The sequence below is a fragment of the Pseudomonas mediterranea CFBP 5447 genome (assembly GCF_000774145.1).
GTDB lineage: Bacteria > Pseudomonadota > Gammaproteobacteria > Pseudomonadales > Pseudomonadaceae > Aquipseudomonas > Aquipseudomonas mediterranea.
In genome coordinates this window covers 751,060-776,450 of the sequence record NZ_KN322983.1, presented here as the reverse complement: position 1 = coordinate 776,450, position 25,391 = coordinate 751,060, and the positions used below count along the sequence as shown (strand labels likewise).

The 25,391-nt window shown below is 61.3% G+C and carries 16 protein-coding genes; 8 read left to right on the top strand and 8 right to left on the bottom strand.

Annotated features, from left to right (window positions below; all coding sequences use genetic code 11):
• Window positions 1-142 precede the first annotated feature (142 nt).
• The gene (locus N005_RS09065; protein ID WP_047700870.1) at window positions 143-1,162 is read left to right on the top strand and encodes a branched-chain amino acid aminotransferase; all 1,020 of its coding nucleotides are present in this window, start codon (window positions 143-145) and stop codon (window positions 1,160-1,162) included.
• An 86-nt stretch (window positions 1,163-1,248) separates the two neighbouring features.
• Here N005_RS09065 and N005_RS09060 read toward each other — a convergent pair whose 3' ends face one another.
• Together N005_RS09060 and N005_RS09055 are read right to left on the bottom strand one after the other, a co-directional pair.
• Window positions 1,249-2,004, bottom strand: coding sequence for an ArsR/SmtB family transcription factor (locus tag N005_RS09060; protein WP_047700869.1), 756 nt, complete (start codon window positions 2,002-2,004; stop codon window positions 1,249-1,251).
• Between the two features lie 191 nt (window positions 2,005-2,195).
• Window positions 2,196-2,537 (bottom strand): FKBP-type peptidyl-prolyl cis-trans isomerase, encoded by a 342-nt coding sequence (locus N005_RS09055; protein WP_047701034.1) that lies wholly within the window; start codon window positions 2,535-2,537, stop codon window positions 2,196-2,198.
• A gap of 157 nt (window positions 2,538-2,694) precedes the next feature.
• Between N005_RS09055 and N005_RS09050 the strand changes: the two genes are divergently transcribed.
• Complete coding sequence (locus N005_RS09050) at window positions 2,695-3,756, top strand: M4 family metallopeptidase (RefSeq protein WP_047700868.1); 1,062 nt, start codon at window positions 2,695-2,697, stop codon at window positions 3,754-3,756.
• Window positions 3,756-4,079, top strand: a complete 324-nt coding sequence (locus N005_RS09045) for a protealysin inhibitor emfourin (protein ID WP_047700867.1) — start codon at window positions 3,756-3,758, stop codon at window positions 4,077-4,079. Before N005_RS09050 ends, N005_RS09045 begins: the two co-directional genes overlap by 1 nt.
• A gap of 4 nt (window positions 4,080-4,083) precedes the next feature.
• On the opposite strand, the gene N005_RS09040 is transcribed toward N005_RS09045, so the two are convergent.
• Both N005_RS09040 and N005_RS09035 read right to left on the bottom strand, forming a co-directional pair.
• The gene (locus tag N005_RS09040) at window positions 4,084-4,392 is read right to left on the bottom strand and encodes an RcnB family protein (protein WP_047700866.1); all 309 of its coding nucleotides are present in this window, start codon (window positions 4,390-4,392) and stop codon (window positions 4,084-4,086) included.
• Window positions 4,393-4,641: 249 nt separating this feature from the next.
• Window positions 4,642-6,720, bottom strand: a complete 2,079-nt coding sequence (locus tag N005_RS09035; protein WP_047700865.1) for a putative bifunctional diguanylate cyclase/phosphodiesterase — start codon at window positions 6,718-6,720, stop codon at window positions 4,642-4,644.
• A gap of 246 nt (window positions 6,721-6,966) precedes the next feature.
• Between N005_RS09035 and pncA the strand changes: the two genes are divergently transcribed.
• Both pncA and N005_RS09025 read left to right on the top strand, forming a co-directional pair.
• Window positions 6,967-7,596, top strand: coding sequence for a bifunctional nicotinamidase/pyrazinamidase (pncA, locus tag N005_RS09030; RefSeq protein WP_047700864.1), 630 nt, complete (start codon window positions 6,967-6,969; stop codon window positions 7,594-7,596).
• A 4-nt stretch (window positions 7,597-7,600) separates the two neighbouring features.
• Complete coding sequence (locus N005_RS09025) at window positions 7,601-8,242, top strand: DUF1345 domain-containing protein (protein ID WP_047700863.1); 642 nt, start codon at window positions 7,601-7,603, stop codon at window positions 8,240-8,242.
• Between the two features lie 62 nt (window positions 8,243-8,304).
• On the opposite strand, the gene N005_RS09020 is transcribed toward N005_RS09025, so the two are convergent.
• Window positions 8,305-9,609, bottom strand: coding sequence for an ATP-binding protein (locus N005_RS09020; RefSeq protein ID WP_047700862.1), 1,305 nt, complete (start codon window positions 9,607-9,609; stop codon window positions 8,305-8,307).
• A gap of 4 nt (window positions 9,610-9,613) precedes the next feature.
• Entirely contained in the window at window positions 9,614-10,315 is a 702-nt protein-coding gene (locus N005_RS09015; protein WP_024777367.1) for a response regulator, read from the bottom strand.
• A gap of 266 nt (window positions 10,316-10,581) precedes the next feature.
• On the opposite strand from N005_RS09015, the gene N005_RS09010 reads away from it, so the two are divergent.
• Window positions 10,582-11,733 (top strand): efflux RND transporter periplasmic adaptor subunit, encoded by a 1,152-nt coding sequence (locus N005_RS09010; RefSeq protein WP_047700861.1) that lies wholly within the window; start codon window positions 10,582-10,584, stop codon window positions 11,731-11,733.
• A 14-nt stretch (window positions 11,734-11,747) separates the two neighbouring features.
• Entirely contained in the window at window positions 11,748-14,846 is a 3,099-nt protein-coding gene (locus N005_RS09005; protein ID WP_047700860.1) for an efflux RND transporter permease subunit, read from the top strand.
• A gap of 50 nt (window positions 14,847-14,896) precedes the next feature.
• Here the strand turns inward: N005_RS09005 and N005_RS09000 are convergent, their stop codons facing one another.
• Window positions 14,897-18,658: an Ig-like domain-containing protein gene (locus tag N005_RS09000; protein WP_047700859.1), complete on the bottom strand. Its 3,762-nt coding sequence runs from the start codon at window positions 18,656-18,658 to the stop codon at window positions 14,897-14,899.
• Window positions 18,659-18,883: 225 nt separating this feature from the next.
• Between N005_RS09000 and N005_RS27760 the strand changes: the two genes are divergently transcribed.
• Window positions 18,884-22,855 (top strand): Ig-like domain-containing protein, encoded by a 3,972-nt coding sequence (locus N005_RS27760; RefSeq protein ID WP_052126367.1) that lies wholly within the window; start codon window positions 18,884-18,886, stop codon window positions 22,853-22,855.
• A 73-nt stretch (window positions 22,856-22,928) separates the two neighbouring features.
• Here the strand turns inward: N005_RS27760 and N005_RS08990 are convergent, their stop codons facing one another.
• On the bottom strand, window positions 22,929-25,253 hold the full coding sequence (locus N005_RS08990) for an autotransporter outer membrane beta-barrel domain-containing protein (RefSeq protein ID WP_047700858.1): 2,325 nt from the start codon (window positions 25,251-25,253) through the stop codon (window positions 22,929-22,931).
• Window positions 25,254-25,391 lie beyond the last annotated feature (138 nt).

The following is a 25,391-nucleotide window of genomic DNA, read 5'->3' as shown; positions in this document are numbered from 1 at the left end:
CCACAGGGAGTCGGCAGAAAATCTGCTTGTCACCTATCGAGCAGGCTGCGAAACACCCCTGGAATGAAGTATTGTTGTCCCCATCCAAAAAAACGTCAGAAGCCTTGACCGTTTCGACGGCTACGAAGATATAGAGGGTGTCATGGGTAACGAGAGCATCAATTGGGACAAACTGGGCTTTGACTACATCAAGACCGACAAGCGCTACCTGTCGCACTGGCGCAATGGTGCCTGGGACACCGGCACCCTGACCGACGACAATGTGCTGCACATCAGCGAGGGCTCCACTGCCCTGCACTACGGCCAGCAGTGCTTCGAAGGCCTCAAGGCCTACCGCTGCAAGGACGGTTCGATCAACCTGTTCCGCCCGGACCAGAACGCCGCCCGCATGCAGCGCAGCTGCGCCCGCCTGCTGATGCCACACGTCGACACCGAACAGTTCATCGAAGCCTGCAAGCAAGTGGTTCGCGCCAACGAGCGCTTCATTCCACCTTACGGCACCGGCGGCGCGCTGTACCTGCGCCCCTTCGTGATCGGCGTGGGTGACAACATCGGCGTGCGCACCGCCCCCGAGTTCATTTTCTCGGTCTTCTGCATTCCGGTTGGCGCCTACTTCAAGGGCGGCCTGACCCCGCACAACTTCCTGATCTCCAGCTTCGACCGCGCCGCCCCACAAGGCACCGGCGCCGCCAAGGTCGGTGGCAACTACGCCGCCAGCCTGATGCCCGGCTCCCAGGCCAAGAAGGCCAGCTTCGCCGACTGCATCTACCTCGACCCGCTGACCCATTCGAAAATCGAGGAGGTCGGCTCGGCCAACTTCTTCGGCATCACCCATGACAACAAATTCGTCACGCCCAACTCCCCGTCGGTCCTGCCGGGCATCACCCGCCTGTCGCTGATCGAGCTGGCCAAGACCCGCCTGGGTCTGGAAGTGGTTGAAGGCGATGTGTTCATCGACAAGCTGTCGGATTTCAAGGAAGCCGGCGCCTGCGGTACCGCGGCGGTAATCAGCCCGATTGGTGGCATCAGCTACAAGGACAAGCTGCACGTGTTCTACAGCGAAACCGAAGTCGGCCCGATCACCCAGAAGCTCTATAAAGAGCTGACCGGCGTGCAGACCGGCGACGTGGAAGCGCCGGCGGGCTGGATCGTCAAGGTCTGATCCGACAGTACCGAGGGGGCCTGCCCTCTCGCGTGGTGTTGCTGATGACGCCATCGCGAGCAGGCTCGCTCCCACAGGGCTGGCGTTCAACGCAATTCCACGGTGGGAGCGAGCCTGCTCGTGATAGCGCCGGTCGGTTCGACATCCCTTTCTGCACTGACACCCAATCGCCCAACCATCTCCCGACGCCCCTTGGTCGTTACCGCCAGTGCCCGGCTGTCCAGGTCCTGGGTTACCCACTGGCGCTTGATCGCCAACTGCAGCAACGCCGCCCCCAAGGCACCGCCCAGATGGGGCCGACGCATGCTCCAGTCCAGGCAGGGGCAGGCGAATCGGCGTCGCTCACTGGCCAGGGCCTGAACATCCACGCCCAACGCCTCGAACAGCGTCTTGCCGGACTCGCTCAGCCGATAATCCTGCCCTTCCACCTCCAGCAACCATCCGGCGCCGATCATGCGGTCATGCAACCGCACCGCGAGGGTGCCGGCCATGTGGTCGTAGCAGGTGCGGGCGAATTGCAGGCGATCCGGGGTGCGCGACACGAAAGCCGGCGCGGGTTTCTGACCGATCACCATCAGCGCTTCCAGCGCCTGGGCGACACGCTTGTCCGCCAGGCTGTAGTAGCGATGACGACCCTGGACGTGCAGCCGCACCAGGGCCAGGTCCTTGAGCTTCGCCAAATGCGCGCTGGCAGTCGAGGCGCTGACCTCGGCGATACTGGCCAATTCCGTGCTGGTGCGGGCATGCCCGTCCATCAACGAACAGAGCATCCGGGTACGCGCCGGTTCGGCAATGGCCGCAGCCACTTGGGACACACCAACATCTGACTGTTCTGCGCTCATATTTCGCTCCTGGACGAATCAAGCCATGCACCGACTGGAGAGAGTAGCAACACTTCAGCCATCACCCACAAGGCAACGCTGCATGGATCCGATCATCGCCGCTCGATGCTACCGTCCCTCCATCAACGGACACATCCCGATATTCAGTGACCGGTCCGGTTCGCAAGCATCCTGACGTGCCCCGGCGCCCGTCAATCGTCCCGGGTCAGCACTTCCAGCAGTTCGATTTCAAAGATGAGGTTGGCGTTGGGCTTGATGTGGGCGCCCATGGATCGCTCGCCATAGGCCAGGTGCGCCGGCACCAGCAGCTTGCGCTTGCCGCCGACCTTCATGCCCATCAGGCCCTGGTCCCAGCCCTTGATGACGCGTCCGGTGCCGATCACGCACTGGAAGGGCTTGCCGCGACTGTAGGACGAATCGAACTCGGTGCCATCCTCCAGGGTGCCGCGGTATTGAGTGGTAATCAGCGCGCCTTTGACTACGCTTTTCCCGTCGCCCTGTTCCAGGTCGATGATTTGCAGTTCTTCGTTCATGGGCATTCCCGTGTCATTTCCAGGCGCGGGTTTTCGCAGAAATCAGCGCGCCTGGCAACTGATAGCCTGCAGATGAATCCCGTAAGCAGGAGGGAACCGCAGCGCCCGCTTTGGTTCACATGGGTATCGACCCTGCTATTCAGATAAGGATGTTCTGATGATCGACTCTCGCCCGCTCCACGGCTTCATTCCGCCCTATATTCTCAATCGCATCATCGCCCACGGTTCCGAACAACAACGCTCCAGTGCCCTCGGCACCCTGACCCATGTACGCAGCCTGCGGCACAACCCGGGCCCGCCCAGCACTCCTCCCGCCGCCGCTGTGCTGCCCAAGCCGGGCAAGGCCGGACACCCGCAACGCAGCGTGCACGATGCCCAGAACGGCATGGAACTGCCCGGCCAGCCGGTGCGCCTCGAGGGCCAGGCGGCCAGTGGCGATGCGGCCGTGGACGAGGCCTACGACGCCCTGGGCGCTACGTATGATTTCTTCTGGAAGGTCCTGGGTCGCGACTCCATCGACAACAAGGGCTTCGCGCTGGTGGGCAGCGTGCATTATGGCCAAGGTTATGAAAACGCCTTCTGGAACGGCGCGCAGATGGTCTTCGGCGACGGCGATGGGGAAATTTTCCAGCGCTTTACCCGCTCCCTGGATGTCGTAGCCCATGAGCTGGCCCATGGCGTCACTGAAAGCGAAGCGGGATTGATCTATGCCAACCAATCCGGTGCCTTGAACGAATCCATCTCTGACGTGTTCGGCGTCCTGGTCAAACAGTTCGTCCTCGAACAGACGGCCGATCAGGCCGATTGGCTGATCGGTGCCGACCTGCTCACCGACAAGATCAACGGCGACGGCCTGCGTAACATGGCCAATCCAGGCACCGCCTACGATGACCCGCTCCTGGGCAAGGACCCGCAGCCCGCCCATATGCGCCAGTTCGTCATCACCCGCGAAGACAACGGCGGCGTACACATCAACTCCGGTATCCCCAACCGCGCCTTTTATCTGATAGCCACCGCACTGGGCGGATTTGCCTGGGAAAAGGCCGGCCGTATCTGGTATGAAACCTTATGCGACAGGAGCCTGGCCAACGATGCGACCTTCAGTGCCTTCGCCCACCTGACCGTCGAGCATGCCCGCCGGCGTTTCGGCGAACGGGAAGTACGCGCGGTACAGGACGGCTGGGCCCAGGTCGGCGTCAACCTGACCGAGGAGAGCTGATGAAAACCCTTCCAGAGCTTGACGACAACGCCGTAGTGCGCCTGTCCCGCCAGGGCGGCGTGGCGGCGATCCATGCCTTGACCCGCCCGCGGGAGATCGAATTCGCTCAATGCGACCTCGACCAGCGCACGCGCATCTGTTCGGTTCTGGAGGGCTGCCTGCCGCTGACCTCCTCCACCTCGGGGCGCGGGGATCAACGCTTCTTCCAGATCGAAGTGCGCTATCGCGCCAACGACCAGGACGATGAAATGGTGTTGCAGGTGCCCGAGGACCGGGCACCCGGCGAGCTGGTTCATCTGTGGGACAAAGGCGAAATACTCTGAAGGCCTAACGCGTGGCCGGAACGATCTTGACGATCGCGCCGGACACGGTTTCGATCAGCAAGTACTTGTCGTCGATATGCACCCATTGCTGGTCGTCTGTCGGCTGTTCGAGCTTCTTCTGTTTCCAGTCTTTCATGGCTCGGTCCGCGCGCTGGTAATCCGCAGGTACCCGGTCGTTCTCCACCAGCCTGCGGCCATTGCTCGGCGAATGCTCCAAGGCATCCCCGGTTTTCTCGACCGCCTGTGCAACAGGCCCAAGGGCTCCGAGGCCGACGATCAGGGCCAGGCTGGCGATCAGGGTTGGTTTGCGCATAGAAAGACTCCAGTTATCAAGGTACTGAATCTCCGACTTCAACGGCGGCGAATCATTCCTTTTACTGTCGCGACCAACCTGGGCACATAAACCTGTGGCGTACAAAAAGGCTGCGTACCCCCGAATCCAGTGTGGGAGCGAGCCTGCTCGCGATGGCGGTGTATCTGTCACAAAACTGTCGAATGGACCGCCGCTATCGCGAGCAGGCTCGCTCCCACAGGGGAATGGCAGTGGATAGAGGAAGCTGTTTCAGACCACCGCCAAGCGTGGCGCCTTGCGGATATTCTGCAGGAAGCGATCGGCCGGCAGCGGATGGCCCAGCAGGTAGCCTTGCAGCGAATCGCAGCCCAGTTGGGTCAGGAAATCCTGCTGCACATCGGTTTCCACCCCTTCGGCGACGATCCGCAGGCCTAGGGCCTGACCGAGGGCGACGATGGCCGAGACGATGGCGGCGTCGTCGCTGTCGTGCTCCAGGTCGCGCACGAAGCCGCGATCGATCTTCAGCTCGTTGGCCGGCAGGCGCTTGAGGTACATCAGGCTCGAATAGCCGGTGCCGAAATCGTCGATGGACAAATCCACGCCCATGTCCGAAAGCTGCTGCAGCACTGTCATGCTGGCATCGGCATCGCTCATGGCGGTGGTTTCAGTGATTTCCAGGGTCAGGTTGTTGGGCAACAGTTGATGAACCTCCAGCGCCTTGGCGACACTTTGCACCAGCCCGGCGTGGCAGAACTGCAAGGCCGAGAGGTTCACGGCGATACGCCAATCGGTGTAACCGAGCACGTACCATTCGCGCATCTGGCGACAGGCCTCGTTCAGTACCCATTCGCCGATGGGAATGATCAGCCCGGTCTTTTCCGCCAGGTCGATGAAGGTGTCGGGCATCAACAGGCCCTGGGTCGGATGGTGCCAGCGCAGCAACGCCTCGGCGCCGACCGGACGACCGTGGGCGGCGTCGAACTTGGGTTGGTAATGCAGGCTGAACTGCCGCTGTTCGACGGCGATGCGCAGGTCTTGCAGCAACTGCAATTGCTTGCGGGCATTGCTGTTCATCGAGGCATCGAAAAAACTGTAGCCGTTTTTGCCGGCGCCTTTGGCGTGGTACATCGCCGCGTCGGCGTTCATCAGCAACTCTTCGGCACTCAGGCCATTGCCCGGATACACGGCGATACCGACGCTGGCGGAAATCTGCAGATCATGTTCGGCGACCCGGAACGTGCGACCGATCAAACCGACCTGGCGTGCCGCCAGCCGCAACGCATCGTCAGGCTCGGCCAGTTGCACCAGCAGCACGAATTCATCGCCGCCGATCCGCGCCAGGGTGTCCTGGCTGCGCAAGTCTTCGCGCAGGCGCAGGGCCACGTCGCGCAGCAACAAGTCACCCATGTGATGGCCAAACGCGTCGTTGACCGGCTTGAAGCCGTCCAGGTCGATGAACATCAAGGCGAAGCAGCCACCCTGCTCCTGCACCCGATGCATGGCCTGGTCGATACGGTCGGCCAGCAGCACCCGGTTGGGCAATCCGGTGAGGGGGTCGTGCAAGGCCAGTTGAGTCAGTTCCCGGTTTGCCAGGGTCAACGATTGGGCCAATTCCGCAGTGCGGGCTTCCAGGCGTGCGTCGAGAATCGACGTGAGCAAGGCGATGGCCAGTACCGCCAGGGTCGTGATCAGCACCACGTTGTCCAGGCCCTTGCCACTCAAGCCGTCGAGGGAACCACAGAAGCTGCCGTCCCTGAACTGCGCCCCGGCCATGCCGGTGTAGTGCATGCCGACAATGGCGATGCCCATGATCACCGCGGCACCGGCGCGGGCCAGTCGCACATGGGGGCTGTTGTGGCGCAGGCGAAAGGCAATCCACAACGCCGCGGCGGAGGCCGCTACCGCGATCACCAGCGAAGCGCCGAACAGCGTCGGGTCGTAGTCGATGCCCGGTTGCATCCGCAGGGCCGCCATGCCGGTGTAATGCATGGCGCTGATGCCAGCGCCCATGATCAGTGCGCCGAAAGCCAACTGCCAGGCCGGCAGACGTGGCTGGCTGACCAGCCACAGGGCAAAACCGCTGGAAAGGATGGCGATCAACAACGACAGCGCGGTGATCGACACATCGTAGCCAAGCTCCACTGGCAGGGTGAATGCCAGCATGCCGATGAAATGCATCGACCAGATGCCCACCCCCATCGCCAGCGCACCACCGGCCATCCAGAGATGGGCTGCACGGCCACGGGTGGTGGCAATACGCCCGGCCAAGTCCAACGCGGTGTAGGACGCCAGTACCGCAACCAATAGGGAAATCGAAACAAGGGCGGGGGAATAACTGCCGATGAGCATGGGGGTTTTCTCGTAACTGAAACGCCGAACTGCCTCCATGCCCGGTTGAGGCCGGGATTGTACCCAATCCCTTTGGAAGAAGTATCAAAAAGCCATCAAGGTTGGAATATTTGCGACGAAAGACATCCTGGTCCGAATGGAGATTGCCACCGGATGTGCCGCCGCTTCGCAAGCAGGCTCTGTGACGATACTGGATCCGATCCGGTTCGGCTAAGCTTGCACACGGACTTCAAGGAGAACGCAGCAATGACCCGCGCCACAACCGCTGCATTATTGGTGATAGACGTACAAAACGACTTCATCCCGGGTGGGCCGCTGGCCGTGCCGGGAGGCGACGAGATCGTGCCGCTGATCAACCGCTTGGGCCGTTCATTCAACCAGGTCGTCCTCGCCCAGGACTGGCACCCGGCCGGGCACGCTTCGTTTGCGTCCAGCCACCCTGGCAAGCAACCCTTCGACACCACCCAGTTGCCCTACGGCGAACAAACGCTGTGGCCCGACCACTGTATACAAGGCAGCCAAGGTGCGGCGCTGCACCCGGCACTGGACCTGCCCCACGCCCAACTGATCATCCGCAAGGGCTGCAACCCGGACATCGACAGTTATTCGGCGTTCATGGAGGCCGACCGCCAGACGCCCACCGGGTTGGCGGGCTACCTCAAGGAGCGTGGCGTCGACACCGTTTACGTAGTGGGGCTGGCCCTGGATTTCTGTGTGATGTTCACCGCCCTGGATGCACGGATCGCAGGGTTCAATGCCATCGTGGTGCTCGACGCCTGCCGAGGCATCGATATCGAGGGTTCGATGGAAACGGCGCTCCGCCGGATGCAGACAGCAGGCGTGGAGCTGATTCAGTCCTCTGCCATGACGGCCTGACCCGGTGCCCTTCCTCGCTCGCACCCACCCACGCCTTTCCGGCGCAACGGCCCTTGGCCTGATCGCGGGACTCCTGGTTCCCGCGGATTCTGTCATCGGCAAAATCCTGGTCGGCTGGAATATCGGGGTCTGGACGTACCTGGCGTTGATGTTCTGGCTGACCGTCCGAGCCAAGGCCCCCGACGTCAGGCGCATCGCCGAGATCGAAGACGAAAATGCCGGGCTGGTCCTGCTGGTGGTCTGCATCGCGGCCTTGGCCAGCCTGGCAACCATCACCTTCGAGCTGGCCGGCAGCCGCGACCTGCAAACCGCAGGCAAGCTGATGCACTACGGTTTCACCGCGCTCACGGTCATTGGTTCATGGCTGCTGATCGGAGTGATCTTCAGCGTTCATTACGCGCGGTTGTATTACACCTGGGACGGCAAGGAGCCGGCCCTGCGGTTTGCCGAAGGGCTGACCACGCCCAATTATTGGGACTTCCTGTATTTCTCGTTCACCATCGGCGTGGCGGTCCAGACGTCGGACGTCGGCGTTGCCACCCGGCAGCTGCGCAAGATCGTGCTGGCGCAATCGTTGATCGGGTTTGTGTTCAACACGGCGATTCTCGGGTTCTCGATCAATATTGCGGCGGGGTTGTTTGGGTGATGTTGAGGGGGCCGCTTTGCGGCCCGGCGGGAGCAGGCTCCCTCGCCACAGGAACCGTGCGGTCAAGGCAGCCGCGTTGTCAGCCACAGCCTGAAGCGGGCGCCGCCCAGCGGTGAGACTTCAGCCGTCAAGGTGCCGCCCTGGGCTTCCAGGGCGCGGCGGCTGATGGCCAAGCCCAGGCCGAAGCCGCCCGTGGCGCGGTCGCGACTGCGGTCCAGGCGGTAGAACGGCTCGAACACCCGCTCGCGCTCACCGTCGGGAATGCCGATGCCGTCGTCGTCGACCCAGATCTCGCAGCCCTCAGCGCTCACCCGCACGCCGACCTGGATCCGCTTCTCGCAATAACGCATGGCATTGCGCAACAGGTTCTGCAGTGCCCGGGCCGTCAGCCGCGGGTCCAGGACAAAACGCTCCAGCGCGCCATGCAAGAGCACGTCGATCACCACGTCCGGCGCCGCCAGGTCCTCGTCGACGCTGCCCAGAATGCTGTCGATGAATTCGTCCAGCGGCACCTCGACCCGTTCCGGCAAACGCTCGGGGTTCTGCAACCGGCTGTAGGAGAGCAATTCCAGCACCAGCTCGTCCAGCTCGCGAATGTGCGCCACCAACCCTTGCAGGCGCTCGCGGCTGGCCGGCGGCAAGTCATCGGACAGCGCCAGGGCCAGGCCGAAGTCGAGCCGGGTCAAGGGCGTGCGCAGTTCGTGGGAGACCGCGTTGAGCAGGTCCCGTTGCTGATTGAGCAGGCTCTCGATATCGCTGGCCATGGTATCGAACACATGGGCCAAGCTACCGATGTTGGAACTGGAGGCGATGTGCGTGCGCTCGCTCAAGTGACCCTTGCCGAAGCGTTCGGCGGTGCTCCTGAGACGCTCCAGGTCACGCCAGTGCGGCCGCAACCAGAGCAACAGGCACGCCAGCATCGTCGCGCCGATCAACACGTTGATGCTCCAGTACAACCAACTGACGTCGGCTGGATCCGGAGGAACGATCATCTTGACCACCGTACGCTCGTCCAGCGGCGCCACCGCCAGGGTTCGCCAGGCCCAGTCGCCGAGGCGCACCACGTTTTCACCCTGCTTGAGACGGGCTTGTTCATTGGCACTGAAGTCCACATCATCGATGGCAGCCAGCTCGATGCGCAGCGGGTCGAACTCCTTGTCCATCTGCGCCGCCAGCGCCGGCCATTGCTCACTCGGCACGGCGTGGAACTGCTTGCTCATCAGGGTTTGCAGGCCACGGGAATAGTCGAGGTTGTAGCTCATGAACCGCTCATGGAACAGGCGGATCACCAGTTCCGGCATCAGGTAGATCGCTGCGCTGTAGGACACGATGGTGACCAGGTAAAGGCGGATCAACAGCTTCCACATCGACTCAGCACTCCCACTCGGAGCGACTGAACAGATACCCCTTGCCCCACACCGTCTTGATCTTGCGCGCTTCGCCGGCGTTGTCGTCGAACTTGCGTCGCAGCTTGGAAATCGCCACGTCCACCGAGCGGTCGGTGCCGTTGAATTCGATGCCGCGCAAGCGTTGCAGGATCTGGTCGCGACTCAATACTTCACCGGAATGACGGGCCAACACCACCAGCAGGTTGTACTCGCCACTGGACAACTCCACCGCCTGCCCGCGCCAGGTCACGGTGCGCTCGGACAAGTCGATGCACAGGTTGCCCATGAGAATGCGGTCGTTGGCCGTCTGTGGCTCGCTGAGGCTACTGCGCCGCAGCAAGGTCCGCACACGGGCCAGCAGCACCCGTGGCTCGCACGGTTTGGTGACGTAGTCGTCGGCGCCCATCTCCAGGCCCAGCACCTGGTCGTGACTGTCGTCCCGGGCGGTGAGCATCAGGATCGGTAACGTCGCCGAATCGGCCCGCAGCAAGCGGCACACCTGCAAGCCGTCCAGCCCCGGCAGCATCAGGTCGAGGATCACCAGGTCCGGCGGATCGACCCGCGCCCGTTCGCGCACATGATCGCCCCGGCTGAGCACGCTGACCTGATAACCGTTGCGTTCCAGGTAACTGGCGATCAGTTCGCTGAGGGCGGTGTCGTCTTCCACCAGGAGGATGTTGGGCATGGGGGTTTCCAGAAAGTGCTGTGGCGCCTGACACACCGCTATCGCGAGCAGGCTCGCTCCCACAGGGTTTGCGTGAACTTTGTAGGAGCGAGCCTGCTCGCGATGAGGCCCTGCCAGGCACAGAAAATCTCAAGCTGCCAAGGATATACGCCCTCACCCACCCGCGAGCAAACCCCTTACACAATTTCACACACCCCCTACAAAGCTTTACCGCTGTCCCCCATCACTCTCCGTAGCATGGGGGTGTTCATCATCGGGGAAGCACCATGCCAAAGAACTCTTTCGCCACCCTGGGCCTGTTGCTCGGGGTCCTGTCGTTGAGCGCCTGCGATAACGCCTCGGCGCCCACGGACGAAGCGCCGCGCCCCACCGTTGCCGTCGAAACCGTCGAAGCCCGGCCGCTGTCCATCAGCAGCGAGTTGAGCGGGCGTATCGCCGCGCCGCGCATCGCCGAAGTCCGCGCACGGGTGCCCGGCGTGGTGTTGCAGCGGGTCTACCGCGAAGGCAGTGATGTGAAAAAGGGCGACGTGCTGTTCCGCATCGATCCGGCGCCGTTCAAGGCCGACCTGGACAGCGCCGAGGCAGCGTTGCGCAAGGCCGAGGCCAACGCGTTCCAGGCGCGCTTGCAGGAGCAGCGCTACGCCCGGCTGATCGAGGACAACGCCATCAGCGCCCAGGACTATGATAACGCCCGCGCCGCCGCCCGCCAGACCGCCGCCGATGTCGCCGCCAACAAGGCCGCCGTCGAGCGGGCCCGGTTGAATCTGGGCTATGCCACGGTCACCGCGCCGATTGCCGGACGCATCGGTCGGGCGCTGGTCACCGAGGGCGCGCTGGTGGGACAGAACGAAACCACGCCGCTGGCGCTGATCCAGCAACTCAACCCAATCCACGCCGACCTCACCCAATCGACCCGCGAACTCAACGAGTTGCGTCGGGCCTTGCGTGCCGGCCAGCTGCAGCAGGTTGGCCAGGACCAGGCCAAGGCCACGTTGATCCAGGACGACGGCAGCCTCTATCCGTTGCCGGGCAAGCTGTTGTTCACCGACATCAGCGTCGACCCGGGCACCGGCCAGATTACCCTGCGCAGTGAGTTCCCCAACCCCGATCTCGATCTGCTGCCCGGCAGCTTCGTGCGGGTGCGCCTGGAGCAGGCCGTCGACCGTCAGGGCATCAGCGTGCCGCAACGGGCCATCCAGCGTGACAGCGCAGGCACAGCCCAGGTGCTGCTGGTGGACGCCGAGCTGCAAGTCAGCCTGCAACCGGTGGAGCTGGGCGGTGTGCAGGACAACCGCTGGATCGTTACCCACGGCCTTAAGCCAGGCGACCGCATCGTTGTCGAAGGCCTGCAACATGCCCGCCCTGGTGAAAAAGTCCAGATCGACAACTCCCCTCTTCCACTTGCCTCTGGTCAGTAAGCAGGACGTTTCTCATGCCGCAGTTCTTTATCGACCGTCCGGTGTTCGCCTGGGTGGTCGCGTTGTTCATCCTGCTGGCCGGTGTGCTGGCGATCCCGCAATTGCCGGTGGCCCAGTACCCGGACGTCGCGCCGCCGCAAATCGAGATCTACGCGGTGTACCCCGGCGCCTCGGCGCAAACCGTGGACCAGAGTGTCGTCAGCCTGATCGAGGAAGAACTCAACGGTGCCGACAACCTGCTGTACTTCGGTTCCCAGAGCAGCCTGGGCAGCGCCACCATCACCGCGACATTCAAGCCCGGCACCAACCCGGAACTGGCTCAGGTCGACGTGCAGAACCGCCTCAAGGCGGTGGAGTCGCGCCTGCCCCAGGCGGTCACCCAGCAAGGCTTGCAGGTGGATAAGGTCTCGGCCGGTTTCCTGCTGCTGATCACCCTCACGTCCAGTGACGGCAAGCTCGACGACGTCGCCCTCAGCGACTATCTGGCGCGCAACGTGATGAACGAAATCAAGCGCCTGGACGGTGTCGGCAAGGCGCAGTTGTACGGCGCCGAACGGGCGATGCGGATCTGGATCGACCCACAGAAGCTGCTCAGCTTCAACCTGACCCCGGCCGATGTGAACGCTGCCGTCCAGGCGCAGAACGCCCAGGTTTCAGCGGGTAGCATTGGCGATTTGCCGAGCCGCGGCACCCAGGAAATCACCGCGACCATCCTGGTCAAGGGCCAGTTGTCGACGCCGGAAGAATTCGCCGACATCGTGCTCAAGGCCAACCCCGACGGCTCCACCGTGCGCATCGGCGACGTGGCACGGGTGGAAGTCGGCAGCCAGGAATATCAGTTTTCCACCCGCCTCAACGGCAAGCCCTCCACGGCGGTCGGCGTGCAACTGTCGCCGGGGGCCAATGCCCTGAACACGGCGACCCTGGTGCGGGCGAAAATGGATGAACTGGCGCGCTACTTCCCGGCCGGCGTGGAGTACAAGATCCCCTACGACACCTCGCCGTTCGTCAAGGTCTCCATCACCAAGGTGATCTACACCCTCGGCGAGGCCATGCTGCTGGTGTTCGCCGTGATGTTCCTGTTCCTGCAGAACATTCGCTACACCCTGATCCCGACCCTGGTGGTGCCGGTGGCGCTGATGGGCACGTTCGCCATCATGCTGGCCCTGGGCTTCTCCATCAACGTGCTGACCATGTTCGGCATGGTATTGGCCATCGGCATTCTGGTGGACGACGCCATCGTCGTGGTGGAGAACGTGGAGCGGATCATGGCCAGCGAAGGGCTGTCACCCAAGGACGCCACGCGCAAGGCCATGCAGCAGATCACCGGGGCCATCATCGGCATCACCCTGGTGCTGGTGGCGGTGTTCATTCCGATGGCGTTCATGCCGGGCTCGGTGGGTGTGATCTATCGCCAGTTCTCGCTGTCCATGGCCACGTCGATCCTGTTCTCGGCGTTCCTGGCCCTGAGCCTGACGCCCGCGCTGTGCGCCACCCTGCTCAAGCCCATCGGCCAGGGCGAGCATCACGCCAAGGGCGGCTTCTTCGGCTGGTTCAATCGCCGCTTCGATCGACTGGGCGAGCGCTATCAAGGCTGGGTCGCCTATGCCCTCAAGCGCACCGGTCGCTACCTGGTGATCTACGGTTTGCTGCTGGTGGGCATGGGCCTGTTGTTCAGCCGCCTGCCCTCCTCGTTCCTGCCGGTGGAAGACCAGGGCTACACCATCACCGACATCCAACTACCCCCCGGCGCGAGCAAGAACCGCACGGTGCAGGTGGTCGAACAGATCGAAGCCCATAACGCCGGCGAGCCGGGTGTGGGCGACAGCACGGTGATCCTGGGTTTCAGTTTCTCCGGCAGTGGGCAGAACGCGGCGCTGGCGTTCACCACCCTCAAGGACTGGTCGGAGCGTGGCAACGACGACTCGGCCGGCGCCATTGCCGAGCGCGCCAACCAGGCCTTCGGCGGGATCAAGGACGCCATGGCCTTCGCCGTGTTGCCGCCACCGGTGGACGGCCTGGGGACGTCCAGCGGCTTCGAGTTCCGCCTGCAGGATCGCGGCGGCCTCGGCCATGCCACGCTGATGCAGGCTCGCGACGAATTGCTCGCCGCCGCCGAAAAAAGCCCGGTGCTGATCAATGTGCGCGAAAGCGCCCTGGCCGAAGCACCGCAAGTGCAACTGGAAGTCGACCGCAAGCAGGCCAATGCCCTGGGGGTGTCTTTCGCCGACGTCGGCAATGTGCTGGCGACCGCCGTGGGCTCGAGTTACGTCAACGACTTCCCCAATCAAGGGCGCATGCAGCGGGTGGTGGTCCAGGCCGAGGGTGACCAGCGCAGCCAGGTGGCCGATCTGCTGAAGATCCACGTGCGCAACGATGCCGGGAAAATGGTGCCGTTATCGGCCTTCGTCCAGGCCAAGTGGACCCAGGGCCCGACGCAACTGACCCGCTACAACGGCTACCCGGCCATCAGCATTTCCGGCGAACCGGCACCGGGCTACAGCACCGGCCAGGCCATGGCGGAGATCGAACGGCTGGTGGCCCAGGGCCCGGCGGGCCTGGGCCAGGAATGGACCGGTCTGTCGTTGCAGGAACGTCTGTCCGGCAGCCAGGCGCCAATCCTGTTGGGTCTATCGTTGCTGGTGGTGTTCCTGTGCCTGGCGGCCCTCTATGAGAGCTGGTCGATTCCAGCCTCGGTGCTGTTGGTGGTACCGCTGGGGGTACTCGGCGCGGTGCTGGCGGTATCGTTGCGCGGCATGCCTAACGACGTGTTCTTCAAGGTCGGGCTGGTGACCATCATCGGTCTGTCAGCGAAGAACGCGATCCTGATCATCGAGTTCGCCAAGAGCCTGTACGACGAAGGCCACGACCTGATCGACGCCACCCTTCAGGCAGCACGCTTGCGCCTGCGGCCGATCATCATGACCTCCCTGGCGTTCATCCTCGGCGTGGTGCCCCTGGCAATCGCCACCGGGGCCAGTTCGGCGAGCCAGCAGGCCATCGGGACCGGGGTGATTGGCGGGATGATCAGCGCGACGTTGGCGGTGGTGTTTGTGCCGGTGTTTTTCGTGGGGGTGATGAAACTCGTGCGCAGGTCAGACCAACAACGCTGAATCCGTGAGAGCGGGCTTGCTCGCGAAAGGTCAGGCCCGCTCCTACAGGATCAACGTTGTCCATTGTCTGGTTGTGAGTCTGGAATACTCGCCAGCACCTGGCCCGCGTTATAGGGTATCCGACAGTAGGCGCCTAGATAATCCTGAATCGCCTGCGTTCCAATCTCTCCCGTGTAGGGGTTCGCCCAAAGTGGCCACAGGGGATTGCCATTCTCGAATGCTCCGGTCCAGTGCCTGTAGTTAAATCCTGTGGGCACGACGTAGTACGTTCGAATGGCTTGCATGGTGCCACCGTCCGGACGTGGGGGCTGGGCAAATGAATTCGCCGCCCCTTGGGAGTTTGCCCAGTTGGCCGCTTCTCCCCCTGTGATGGTCCCGATCATTGCCATCTGCCAGGCGTTCGACCGGATCACCACATAGGACGCTGTCTGCCCGGAAGCATCGGCGACGGTGATCGTTGCCTGTCCATTGGCCCACCCTTCGACCGTACCGTAGCCATCCACGCGGGCCACATTACCGTTCGACGTGTAGTAAGCGTATCCAGGATTCCCCGCTAGAGGGGTCCGATTGAATGTTGTGCCAGCTGGCATGGGGGTACCGTTTCGCGGTTGTCCGATGTACAGGAAAAACCCGCTGAGGTACACGGGGCCGGTATCGATCACCAACTGCTTGGCTACATTGATCCCCCAACGTTCAGACTCTGGATTATTACTGTACAGCGCCTTGGCACTGAAGATGTTGGGGCCCTCGGCCAGCCCACTCAACGGCAGGCTCCAATTACCATTGCCATCGACGTTTGCGGTGCCCTTCGAGTCGGCGCCTTCGAAGATCTGTACGTGCATGCCCAAGGAGGCCCTGCCGTGCAAGGTCACGCTGGTGGCGAGGGTATAACCGCCGTTAGCGATGTCGGCATCGTTGGGATCCTTGACCGCCGTGATCGTCGGCTGCGCAACGGCAACCACATTAATCCCCCAGACTCCGGATACTGGATTATCGCCATAGAGCGCCTTGGCGGTGAAGATGTGTGGGTTCACCGAGAGGCCGCTTACCGGCAAGGTCCAGTCGCCATTGCCGTCGGCGCTGGGTGTGCCTTTCAAATTGCCGCCATCGTAAACCTCCACCTTCTGGCCGTTCGCCGCCTTGCCGCTCAGGGTGACGCTGGTCTCGACGGTATACCCGCCATTGACGATTGGGGTTTGATGCGGATCCTTGGCTGAGTCAATCGTCGGGACGATCAGTTCAATGGTTTGGACTGTATAAACGCGCAACGGAAACGTAGTGGCCTGGTTTTCGTCGATGCTCTGGTTAAAGGAGGCCTTGAACTCCACGGTGAGCGTGCTGCCGTCCTTCAGTTCTCGCAGATCATTGAGTGGCACGGTGTTGGTCGCGAAGCCATCTGAGACCCAACCTGGCGAAACTCGGCTGCCAAGGACGCTGCTCCAAAGTGTGAGTTCATAATCCGTGTCATCGTTGTTTTTGCCCTTCACGCGCAACCATACGTACTGATTCACGGCAATCAGCGGCCAACTATCGATGCGCACGGTGGCGTGGCCTGTTAAGGACGCCACATCCAGTTCCGGCCCTTCGCCATTGTTGCCGGCTTGCAGGATCTTCGGTTTGGAACCCGACAGATCATTCTCGGCAATAGTCTGTACCGCCAGAGTTAGCGGGACTGATGCTGGCGATTCGTTGCTGCCACTACGGGTCACGGTGTAGCTGACTGTGACCGAGCGGCCCAGGTTATAGGCGATCACGCTAACCGGAAGATCAATCTCTCGATTGGAAGGCAAATCGCCGGCCGGCTTGGTGTAAGAGCCCGCACCTGCAGTGCCGGTCCACGTCACACTGACCTGATCGCCCGGCTGGACGCCATAGTCCGGAATCACCACGGTCAGGGCATCCTTGGCCGTCACCGGGTTCAGTTGCTGGGTCGGTGAGCTGCCTGTGGCTTGCTTGACGCTGGGCGCAGTCAAATCCATCCCCGCACCAATGCTCATCAGCAGCGTTTCTGACGGACTGGTCCCACCCCCAGCCCGCTTCACCCAATACATCGCCCGCACCGTGCCATTACGGTTGCCCTCGATCAACGCGGCACTGATGGTGAACGGGATGTCCTGGTTCGCGGTCACTTCAGTGACCGGAAGCGAATCCCGATACCGGCCGGTTATCGACCCCCACCACAAGATATGCACTTGGTCGCCGGCCTCCTGCCCGCTGTATTGGCGAACGATCAGGCGCGTGCCGTTCGGTTTGTCCGCCGGGTCCAGAACCCCGTCGCTCTCGCCCTCGACCACCGGTGGTGGCAATTCGGCCTGGGGCATGCCGATAGTCAGCAAGTCGGCGTGCAACGATTCCTCTTCGATGACTTCCCGGCTCACCGCATCGCGCAGCAGCTTGTAGTACAGATCCAGCGTCCCGCCTTCAATGGCGGTGAGGTGCTCGCCAGCCACGACGATTTCAATCGGTACGCTGCCCTCCGCTTCGTTCTTGCTGAGCGGATGCAGGGGCAAGTCAGGCGTGTAAGCGCTGCCGCTCTCGGTAATACCGTTCCAGATCAACGCAATGGCATTGCCCTCTTCCATGGCCGGGTCCAGCGGGATCTCGATGGTGGTACCGGGCAGTTGGGGGTCGAGGGTGCCGGCGATCTCGTCCAGGGGGATCGGCGCCGCCAGGGGATTGGCCCGGCCGACGATCCGCGGGGAGAATACTTTGGAGGTCAGGTCATCGCTTCCATCCGCCTTGATCAGCCGATAGAAAAAAGCCGCATGGAGACCGCCGGCCAGCTGGCGTACCTCGGCGCTGGGGCGTTTGAACTCGAGGATACTCGGAACACTGAGAATTTTTTCAGGCGCAAAGATGACTTCGTCGATCTTTTCCCCCTCTGCCGTTGTGCCCGTCAAATGGATCTCGACCTCATCGCCCGCCTTGAAGTTGGCATCCATCGCGACCACTTGAAAGGTCAGGTCTGCCTCACCGAGCTGGTCCATGTCCAGCACCAGATTGACCGTCTCCTTGATCAGCGGCGCCATCAAGCGCGAGTTGCCGGTGTCCACGATCACCCGCACTTCGGCACTCCAGTCTGCGGACTTGTTGTCCACCACGTCATAGACCTCAAACACCACCGCCAGTCCGTTGGTATCGGTGTCCCCGGCCTTGAGAATGGTGGCTTCATCGACGGTGATCACCAGGGGCACATTCTGCGGTGGCAGATGCTGTGGCTCGACAGTGGCCCAGATGATTTCGCCGCCCCAGGACAGCTTGATCCGGTCCCCTTCGGCCATGATCGGATAAGGCTCGATGGTCACCGGGACACCCTGCCGGGCGGCGTCCTGGTCCACCGCGTCGGGTGGCAGGAACGGGGTCGTCAGTTTCAGCTCGGAGTGACCGGGCGTTGCTCCGTCCAGATCCGGACCACCGGGCGGGGCAAAGTCGATCTTGACGTGGATCTTCGTCACCGCTGAAGGCCTGTAGTCGGGCTCCCCCAGGATCCTCACGTCGTAGTTCAGGTTGAAGTCCCCATCGATCAGCCTGTCCCCCGGGATATGCCGCTTAACCGGCTGGTCCACCTCAGTCTCTTCTTCGATAGAGCCCGTCACCATGGGGAGATTGTCCAACTTGATCCTGAAAGCATCCCCCTGCCCCATGTTTGCCCAGGGCGGTAGGACCAACAGTAACCCGTCGTGGGGAAAGACCTGCCTGGCAGCGGCAATGTTGATGCCGACGCTGTCGGCTGGAGCCGGCGGATGCGCCGGGTTGCCGTCGGGAATCTCCAGCGGGTCATAAACCAGGGGGGTGTTGTCTGCGGTGTCCATGGCGGGGTCCCAGTCGGATGAGGTCTGGGTTATTCAATGCCGGAAAGGGTGGTGTGCCTACTGTCAGAGTTGACAGTAGGCGCGGGGAACGTGGCCGATGACCGGACGTATGCAAACAAGGTCATAACCGACCAACGGCAACTCCACCTGTCAATCCTGACAGTTGGCAAATCTTCACTCGACTAGCAGATTACGGTTCAGCCCTCCTATCACTGGACGTTCCTCATGACCCGGTTCATGCCCTGGCTGCTTCCTCCCCTCACCCCTTCCCAAGCACCGCTGGAACTCAGGGGGCTGTTCATTGCAGGTTGGACCAGCCCGGTAATCGATGCTGATTTCGGAATCAACCGCAGCATTGTCTTCGACCTCGCAATCCCAGATCCTCCCAAGGACGCACTCTGCGTCATCGATCCCTGGAACCATCAGAAGGAGGGCGACCATGTCGATGTCTACCTGAACGACGAAATAATCGCCCAGAAGACTGTTCCGATCGGAGGGCTTAACAAACGCCTGTTTTTGTCACTGCCACACGAAAAGATCGCCCCCATCTGGGGCGAGAACTTCCACTTCCAGTTGACCCGAGTAGGCGAAACCGCGCCCAGCGACGGGTCGACACCCTGGCGTTTGCGTATCAAGCTGGATCGACCGGGCGGCAAGGATAGAGAACCTCACAACCCCGGTCATTCGGAACTGAAGGCTCCACTGCCCCCTCAGGATGTGATCGATAACGGGGTGGACGCCGGCTCCGCCAAGGACGGTTTCGACCTTGAGATCATGCATTATCCCGGTCGTGCGGCCCACGACACCATTCAGTTGGCCTGGGGTAGTGCTTTTATATACCGCGAGATAACCCCGCAAGAGGCGGCGACTACCGATTCGATATTCATCAGGATCGACCAGCAAACCATCCTGGCCGGCGGAGACAGTGCCCGACTCCTGGTGCACTACATGGTGTTCGATCTGGTTTGGAATTATGCCGAAAAATATTCCTTGCGCACTTATGTGTCAGTAGATGCCGGAGCCGCGCGACTACCCGAACCCATCATCAAGGAAGCTTCCAACGGTGTTATCGATTTGCCGACGCTGGGCAAACAGCCCGTAACGATCCAGATTATCGCGCTGGCACCGAACTTTGCCCTGAACGACACGTTGCATATGACCTGGATCGGCACTCCAGTGATCGGCCTGCCTTTGGAAAACCGTCAATCCAAAGTCATCGACAACTTGCCCGCCGTCTATGAATTCGAGATTCCCAACGCTGAAATCCGCGCCCTGGCGGGTGGGTCTGGCGACGCATTCTATATCCTGGAAAAAGCCAACGCTGATCCTCCCCTGTCATCCAGACATGCCTTTGCAAGTGTCGAGGGGCAGATATCCGCCCTGCCTGCACCGACGCTTATCGAACTGATTGGAGACATACTCGAACCGGACCGGCCCTTCGCCACAGTGATCATCCATGCTTACCCGGGCATGAAGGGTGGCGACCATCTCAAACTGGTCTGGCTGGGTGAAAAGGCCAACAACGCAGGCCCCTACCTGCATGAAGACGAACACATTGTCAGCAACAATGAAGTCGACACGGATATTGTGATGTTTGTCCCCGGTGAACACATCGAGGTCCTGAGGGGAGGCAGCCTGAGACTAAGCTACTGGGTCTCCAACGACAACGCCGTCGTGTATGACGTCAGGGAGTCCGACTTCCTCGACGCCCTGGTCCAGGTCATCCGAGCCGAAATCCCCGCGCCGGTGGTCGTTGAAGCACCTGATAATAAACTGGACCCGGACATTCATACCGGCAGCGTAACCCTGCGTATCGGCTACCTCGGCACCGCCAAAGGCGACATTCTCACCTACTACTGGCATGGCAACCCTGGAGGTGGCAGCACCAGCGATTGGGTACCGATATCCCAGGTCAGCGCCGGCAAGCCACTGGACTTTACTATCCTGCGCAAGTACATCGAACCAAACATCAGCGACATCGTCCGGATTCGTTATGTCGTCCTTGAAAAACTCACCGGCCGGTATCGCTATTCAGGCTTGCTTGAGCTGGTCATCGGCGACCTGCTGGGCGAACTGCCCGTACCGGCGGTGATCGAAGCCTCGCCCCCGGATGAGCTCGATCCGATGAATGCACTCGGCGGCGCCACGGTAGAAGTGCGATACGCAAGCATGGAGGAGCCACACAAGGTTCATTTGAATTGGCTGGGCAGCCCCGGTGCGGGTACATCCGATGATCTAGAAATGCCCGGCAGTACCACCGGCAGCGTCCAGTTCAACGTCCCGGCCTCGGTGGTCGGAGCCAATATCAACCGTAATGTAATGCTCGGTTATGAAGTGACGCACAAGGGCTTCGTCTTTCCTTCCAAAACCCTGGCGCTGAAAGTATTGGCCTTCCAGGATCCGGAACACCAGTTGCCCAAGCCACGGATTACCCAGGCAAACGACACGACGTTGGTGTTGAACCTGGCGACGTTTAACGGAAACGCCAACGTCACCCTTGAAAAATGGCCGTTCATCGCCGCCAAACAGCGCATCTGGTTCCGGCTCGAGGGCAGTACCGAGACAGGAACGAACTATTCCATTTCATTGCTGGACAGCCATGAACTGAACAACAACCAGGTCGTCAATGGCCTGAGCGAAACGGCGTTGCGAACCGAGCTGGAACGACTCGGCCACAACACACCGTTAACCGTGGTATGCAAGGTGGGCTTCAGCGCCGAAACAGAAGAAATCTATGCGCTTGCCTTTCCCCTGACCCGCTACACCTTCAAGACTCATCATGACTGGGTCATCCCAGAGATCACCAGCGTCAGGGACTCCTGGGGCGAAGTGGGTGAAGGAGAAAACACCCTCGACAACAGTGTGACATTGAATGGCACGGCAACACCCGACTCCAGTATCCAGCTCTATGACGCCGGTACTGCGGGAGCGATCGTGCCGGTAGACATCGACGGTTTCTGGTCTCATGTCATGTCCCCGCTAAGCGTAAAATCCTACCGGCTCACCGCCCACGCCCTGGACGGCAGCGGCTTCGTTTCATCACCACGTACTTTTTCCGTAGAAGCCGCCAACGCCCCGACCATCACCAGTATCAGGGACGTCTGGCGTGAGATTGTCCATGAAGGCTACACCGTTAACCGGCAAGTCACGGTGAGGGGCCAGGCCAACGCCAGGCAGAACGTAAAAATCACGGGGGTTTCAACACCGGCGCCAGAAGAGCCGACTGATGACAACGGGGGCTGGAGCACCACCTTCAGCGCCCTGGCCCTTCAGCGTTACAGCATTGTGGTCGAGGCGCTTTATGGCGTAGGCGTTCCGCCGTCCGCACCGCGATCATTCACAGTGACCGGCGTTGTCAATCCGAGTATCAGCAGCGTTCGTGACTCGCGCGGCGAACTCAATAACGGTGCCACCACGACCGACAATCGAGTGTCCCTGAGTGGTAATGCCAGTGCCTATCAAGTCGTGCAGATACTTGGCACCACGACGACAGCCCCCGAAATCACAGCAGATGCGGGGGGTATCTGGCAGCTGGCACAGCTGGCGGTGAGCCCTGGGGACTACAGCCTGACTGCCAAAGCGTTATACGGCGACAACGTGCCCATTTCACCGCCGCGAACTTTTAGCGTGCGCGCACCTACACCACCGTTGAACTTCAATCAGAGCCCCGTCACATTGAGTGGAGCAGCCTACATGCTCGTCGGGAGCGCCGCGCTGCCCAACTTCGGCGCCGGCACGTCGGTCCGCCATGCCGCCACTGGCGGCACCCAACCCTATCGGTACAGTTCCAGCAACCCGACAGCCGCCGTGGTTGATGGGGCCGGGCTGGTAACCGTTCGCCGCAATGGCAGCACGACCATCACCGTGACCGATTCGTCCACGCCAGCCCAGTCAAGAAGTTACACCGTTACGGTGACAGGCGTCTGGCTGTGTCATAACCTCGGTGGCGGGCATTACCAGACGATTCGCAGCGTAGCCGCTTCACGTGGCGTGAGTATTCCGGATCTCGGTACGCTGAATGCGATCAGCGCCGCCTACCGGGGACGCTGGCCCTGGGGGGGCGCCTACACATGGTCCAGCAGCGTGAAGTTTCCATTACCACCGGTGTATATGTATGCGCTGACCATGTCCAACGGTGCTACGTGGGGGCTGTGGGACCTTAACCCGATCGGCACCGGCCTGGGCATCGGGCGGTAAGATGAGCCGCTTCAAACGAAAGAACCCTGCACGGTGGCAGGGTTCTTTTGGTATTTCCAGTCGGGCTCAGCGTTTACCAGCTATAGCGCAACCCCACATTCGCGCCGAACGGCATTTCGATATTCTTGCCATTGGCATAGTCGAAATCAGCATGCAGTTGCAAACGCTCGCTGAGCTGAGCAGCTATACCCGCTCCGAGCTCACCGCGGGAACCCGAAAGGTCGTTATTGAATACGTTGTTATTGACTTGCACCTCGTTGTTCTTGGCAAACTCATGGGCCATTGCCAGCCGGACATAGGGCTGCAGCACCGTACCGTCGTCCAGCGTAAAATTACGTCCGCCGGTCATGCCGACCTTGCCGAGGAAAGAACGGGTGCGATCGCCTTCGGCCTGCATACCATTATTCAGACCATAATCCTGGCCCTGGATCACCACCGTGGAGAACTGGGTATAGGGTTCGATGAAGTAGTTGTTGTCCAGCTTGATATGCCGTCCGAACTCCACCGAGCCGCCCAGGCCCGTGGTGTTGTAGGAACCTTTGGCACGGCTGCTGTCACTCATCGAGACTTTCGCCTCATTATGAAAACGGTTCAGCTTGAGCACACCGTCGAAGTAATAGCCCGTGTCCGCATCCAACCACGTCGTATAGGCCCCCACATAGTAGCTTTTCACGGTGCCTGAACTGCCACGGCTCAAATCCAGGTCAGAGTTGCTGTGGCCCGCCATCGCACCGATGAGCCATTGTCCATCGCCCACGGGCAGCGGCGCGTCGGCACCCAGGGAGAAGCCTTGCTGAGTCTGCTTGTAGCCAGTACCGGAAGCTGCATCCACATTGTATTTGTTGCCATAAGTACGGCCCCAGGCGCCCGACTTGCCTCCGTTGAAACGCAACTCACCCATGCGGCTGCGCAGGCTGGTCAACTCACCCAGCCAGACTGTCGGAGCGGTATTGAACAGGGCCATGACAGTGCGGGTGCCGGGGCTGACCGTCGCAGTCTCAGGATCGAGGTACCAATCGGTTCCCCCTGAACCATTCGCGGCGGAAACCAATTTATAGGAATAGGTCCCGACATCCACCTGATCGCCGACCAGGCCAAAGGTAGCGTCGCCCGCCGCCGTTTTCACCAGGGTCAGCGCTTGTGCAGAGACCGGATCGACGCCGGATCCTTGCACCAGCAACGCGTGGTTGCCGTTGGCAACACCGGTGACATTGAGCACATCGTGTTGATTGGTCGCCCAGTCGACATCCATCTTGAAGGTACCGTCGCCCGCCAGGGTGCCCACGTTCAACTGATAGAACTCACTGGCACCGCCAAAGGCCACCGTCCCCCCACTCAAGGCCAAGGCGCCAACCGTATTGTCGCCAGCCATTTCCCACTCGGAACCGCTGTTGATCGTGACGCCGGAAACATTGACCAGATTGCCTTTGAACAACGAACCGTTGGCGAGCCCCAGGGTGCCGGTGCTTCCGGACTCGACAATGAAGTCACCTTCCATGCGGCCCTGATCGAAACCCAGATTGACGGTGCTGTTTCCGGAGACGTCGACATTGCCTTTCAGCACCACACCGCCGCTATTGCTCACGTTCATGTTCACCGTGACACCGTCCACGGCCTCAAGCAAATTGCCATTGCCTGCGATGAGATTCGCGCCATTGGTCAGATCGATGTTGAACTCCGTGGAGGCGGCGCCGGCAGGCACGACACGGATGGCTGCACCGGTTTTTCCTTCAACGGTCGTACCATCGAGCAATACATTGCCTTCACGCGGAAGTGGCCGATTGCCCCGCAGATCCAGTCCATTCAGGCCACCGATGATAGTGCTGTTGGTAAATGTCGCGTCGGCGCTGAACAACCTGACGCCATAGCTGTCGGCACCCGTACCTTCGATATGAGAGTTGCGGACATCCAGGGTACTTAACGCCGAAGCAAAGGCACCGCCGTCCGACCCTTTGATAACGCTACCGGATACCGTCGCCGATGACCCCACTCCGAGGCTTTGCAACAAATGCAGGCCAATCCCATTGGCATTGGTCACGGTACTGTTGCCGATCGTTGCCTGACTGGCTTCCAGTCGCACGCCAGCGATGCCGCCGGTTCCCGTGGCAGTCACCGTGGCACCCTCCAGCTCCACTCGCGAACCGTTACTTGCCCATATCTGCTGGGTCGTACTACCAGGGCGGACATTAATGGTGGAGTTATTTGAAATAACATCCAGTATGTCGGCACCATTCACATTGAGCGTCGAACCTGTAATGACGCTATAGCGATCACTCGGGGTACCCGGGGCAATGTCCCTGATTTCGCCATTCTCTACCAGGTCGGCCTGCACCGACGTGCTTACCAACATCGACAAAACAAGGGAACAAGACACCGGTGTTATACCGGACAGAAGCATTCGTGTGGAATTCGAGGAATACATAGTGATGGACCTGAAGTGAGAGTGAACGTGCACTTCTTCAAGACTCAGCGGCAGTCAAAGTGCAAGGCGGCCGCAGGATACTCAAATAACCACCCACGACATGTAGGAAAACTC

Excerpts from the sequence above, each read along its gene's own strand:
- N005_RS09020 (WP_047700862.1), bottom strand. The coding sequence starts at position 9,609 with ATGTGGAAGCTGTTGATCCGCCTTTACCTGGTCACCATCGTGTCCTAC.
- N005_RS09060 (WP_047700869.1), bottom strand. The coding sequence starts at position 2,004 with ATGAGCGCAGAACAGTCAGATGTTGGTGTGTCCCAAGTGGCTGCGGCC.
- N005_RS27760 (WP_052126367.1), top strand. The coding sequence starts at position 18,884 with ATGACCCGGTTCATGCCCTGGCTGCTTCCTCCCCTCACCCCTTCCCAA.
- N005_RS09005 (WP_047700860.1), top strand. The coding sequence starts at position 11,748 with ATGCCGCAGTTCTTTATCGACCGTCCGGTGTTCGCCTGGGTGGTCGCG.
- N005_RS09035 (WP_047700865.1), bottom strand. The coding sequence starts at position 6,720 with ATGCTCATCGGCAGTTATTCCCCCGCCCTTGTTTCGATTTCCCTATTG.
- N005_RS09050 (WP_047700868.1), top strand. The coding sequence starts at position 2,695 with ATGATCGACTCTCGCCCGCTCCACGGCTTCATTCCGCCCTATATTCTC.
- N005_RS09015 (WP_024777367.1), bottom strand. The coding sequence starts at position 10,315 with ATGCCCAACATCCTCCTGGTGGAAGACGACACCGCCCTCAGCGAACTG.
- N005_RS09000 (WP_047700859.1), bottom strand. The coding sequence starts at position 18,658 with ATGGACACCGCAGACAACACCCCCCTGGTTTATGACCCGCTGGAGATT.
- N005_RS08990 (WP_047700858.1), bottom strand. The coding sequence starts at position 25,253 with ATGCTTCTGTCCGGTATAACACCGGTGTCTTGTTCCCTTGTTTTGTCG.
- N005_RS09065 (WP_047700870.1), top strand. The coding sequence starts at position 143 with ATGGGTAACGAGAGCATCAATTGGGACAAACTGGGCTTTGACTACATC.
- N005_RS09045 (WP_047700867.1), top strand. The coding sequence starts at position 3,756 with ATGAAAACCCTTCCAGAGCTTGACGACAACGCCGTAGTGCGCCTGTCC.
- N005_RS09040 (WP_047700866.1), bottom strand. The coding sequence starts at position 4,392 with ATGCGCAAACCAACCCTGATCGCCAGCCTGGCCCTGATCGTCGGCCTC.
- N005_RS09010 (WP_047700861.1), top strand. The coding sequence starts at position 10,582 with ATGCCAAAGAACTCTTTCGCCACCCTGGGCCTGTTGCTCGGGGTCCTG.
- pncA (WP_047700864.1), top strand. The coding sequence starts at position 6,967 with ATGACCCGCGCCACAACCGCTGCATTATTGGTGATAGACGTACAAAAC.
- N005_RS09055 (WP_047701034.1), bottom strand. The coding sequence starts at position 2,537 with ATGAACGAAGAACTGCAAATCATCGACCTGGAACAGGGCGACGGGAAA.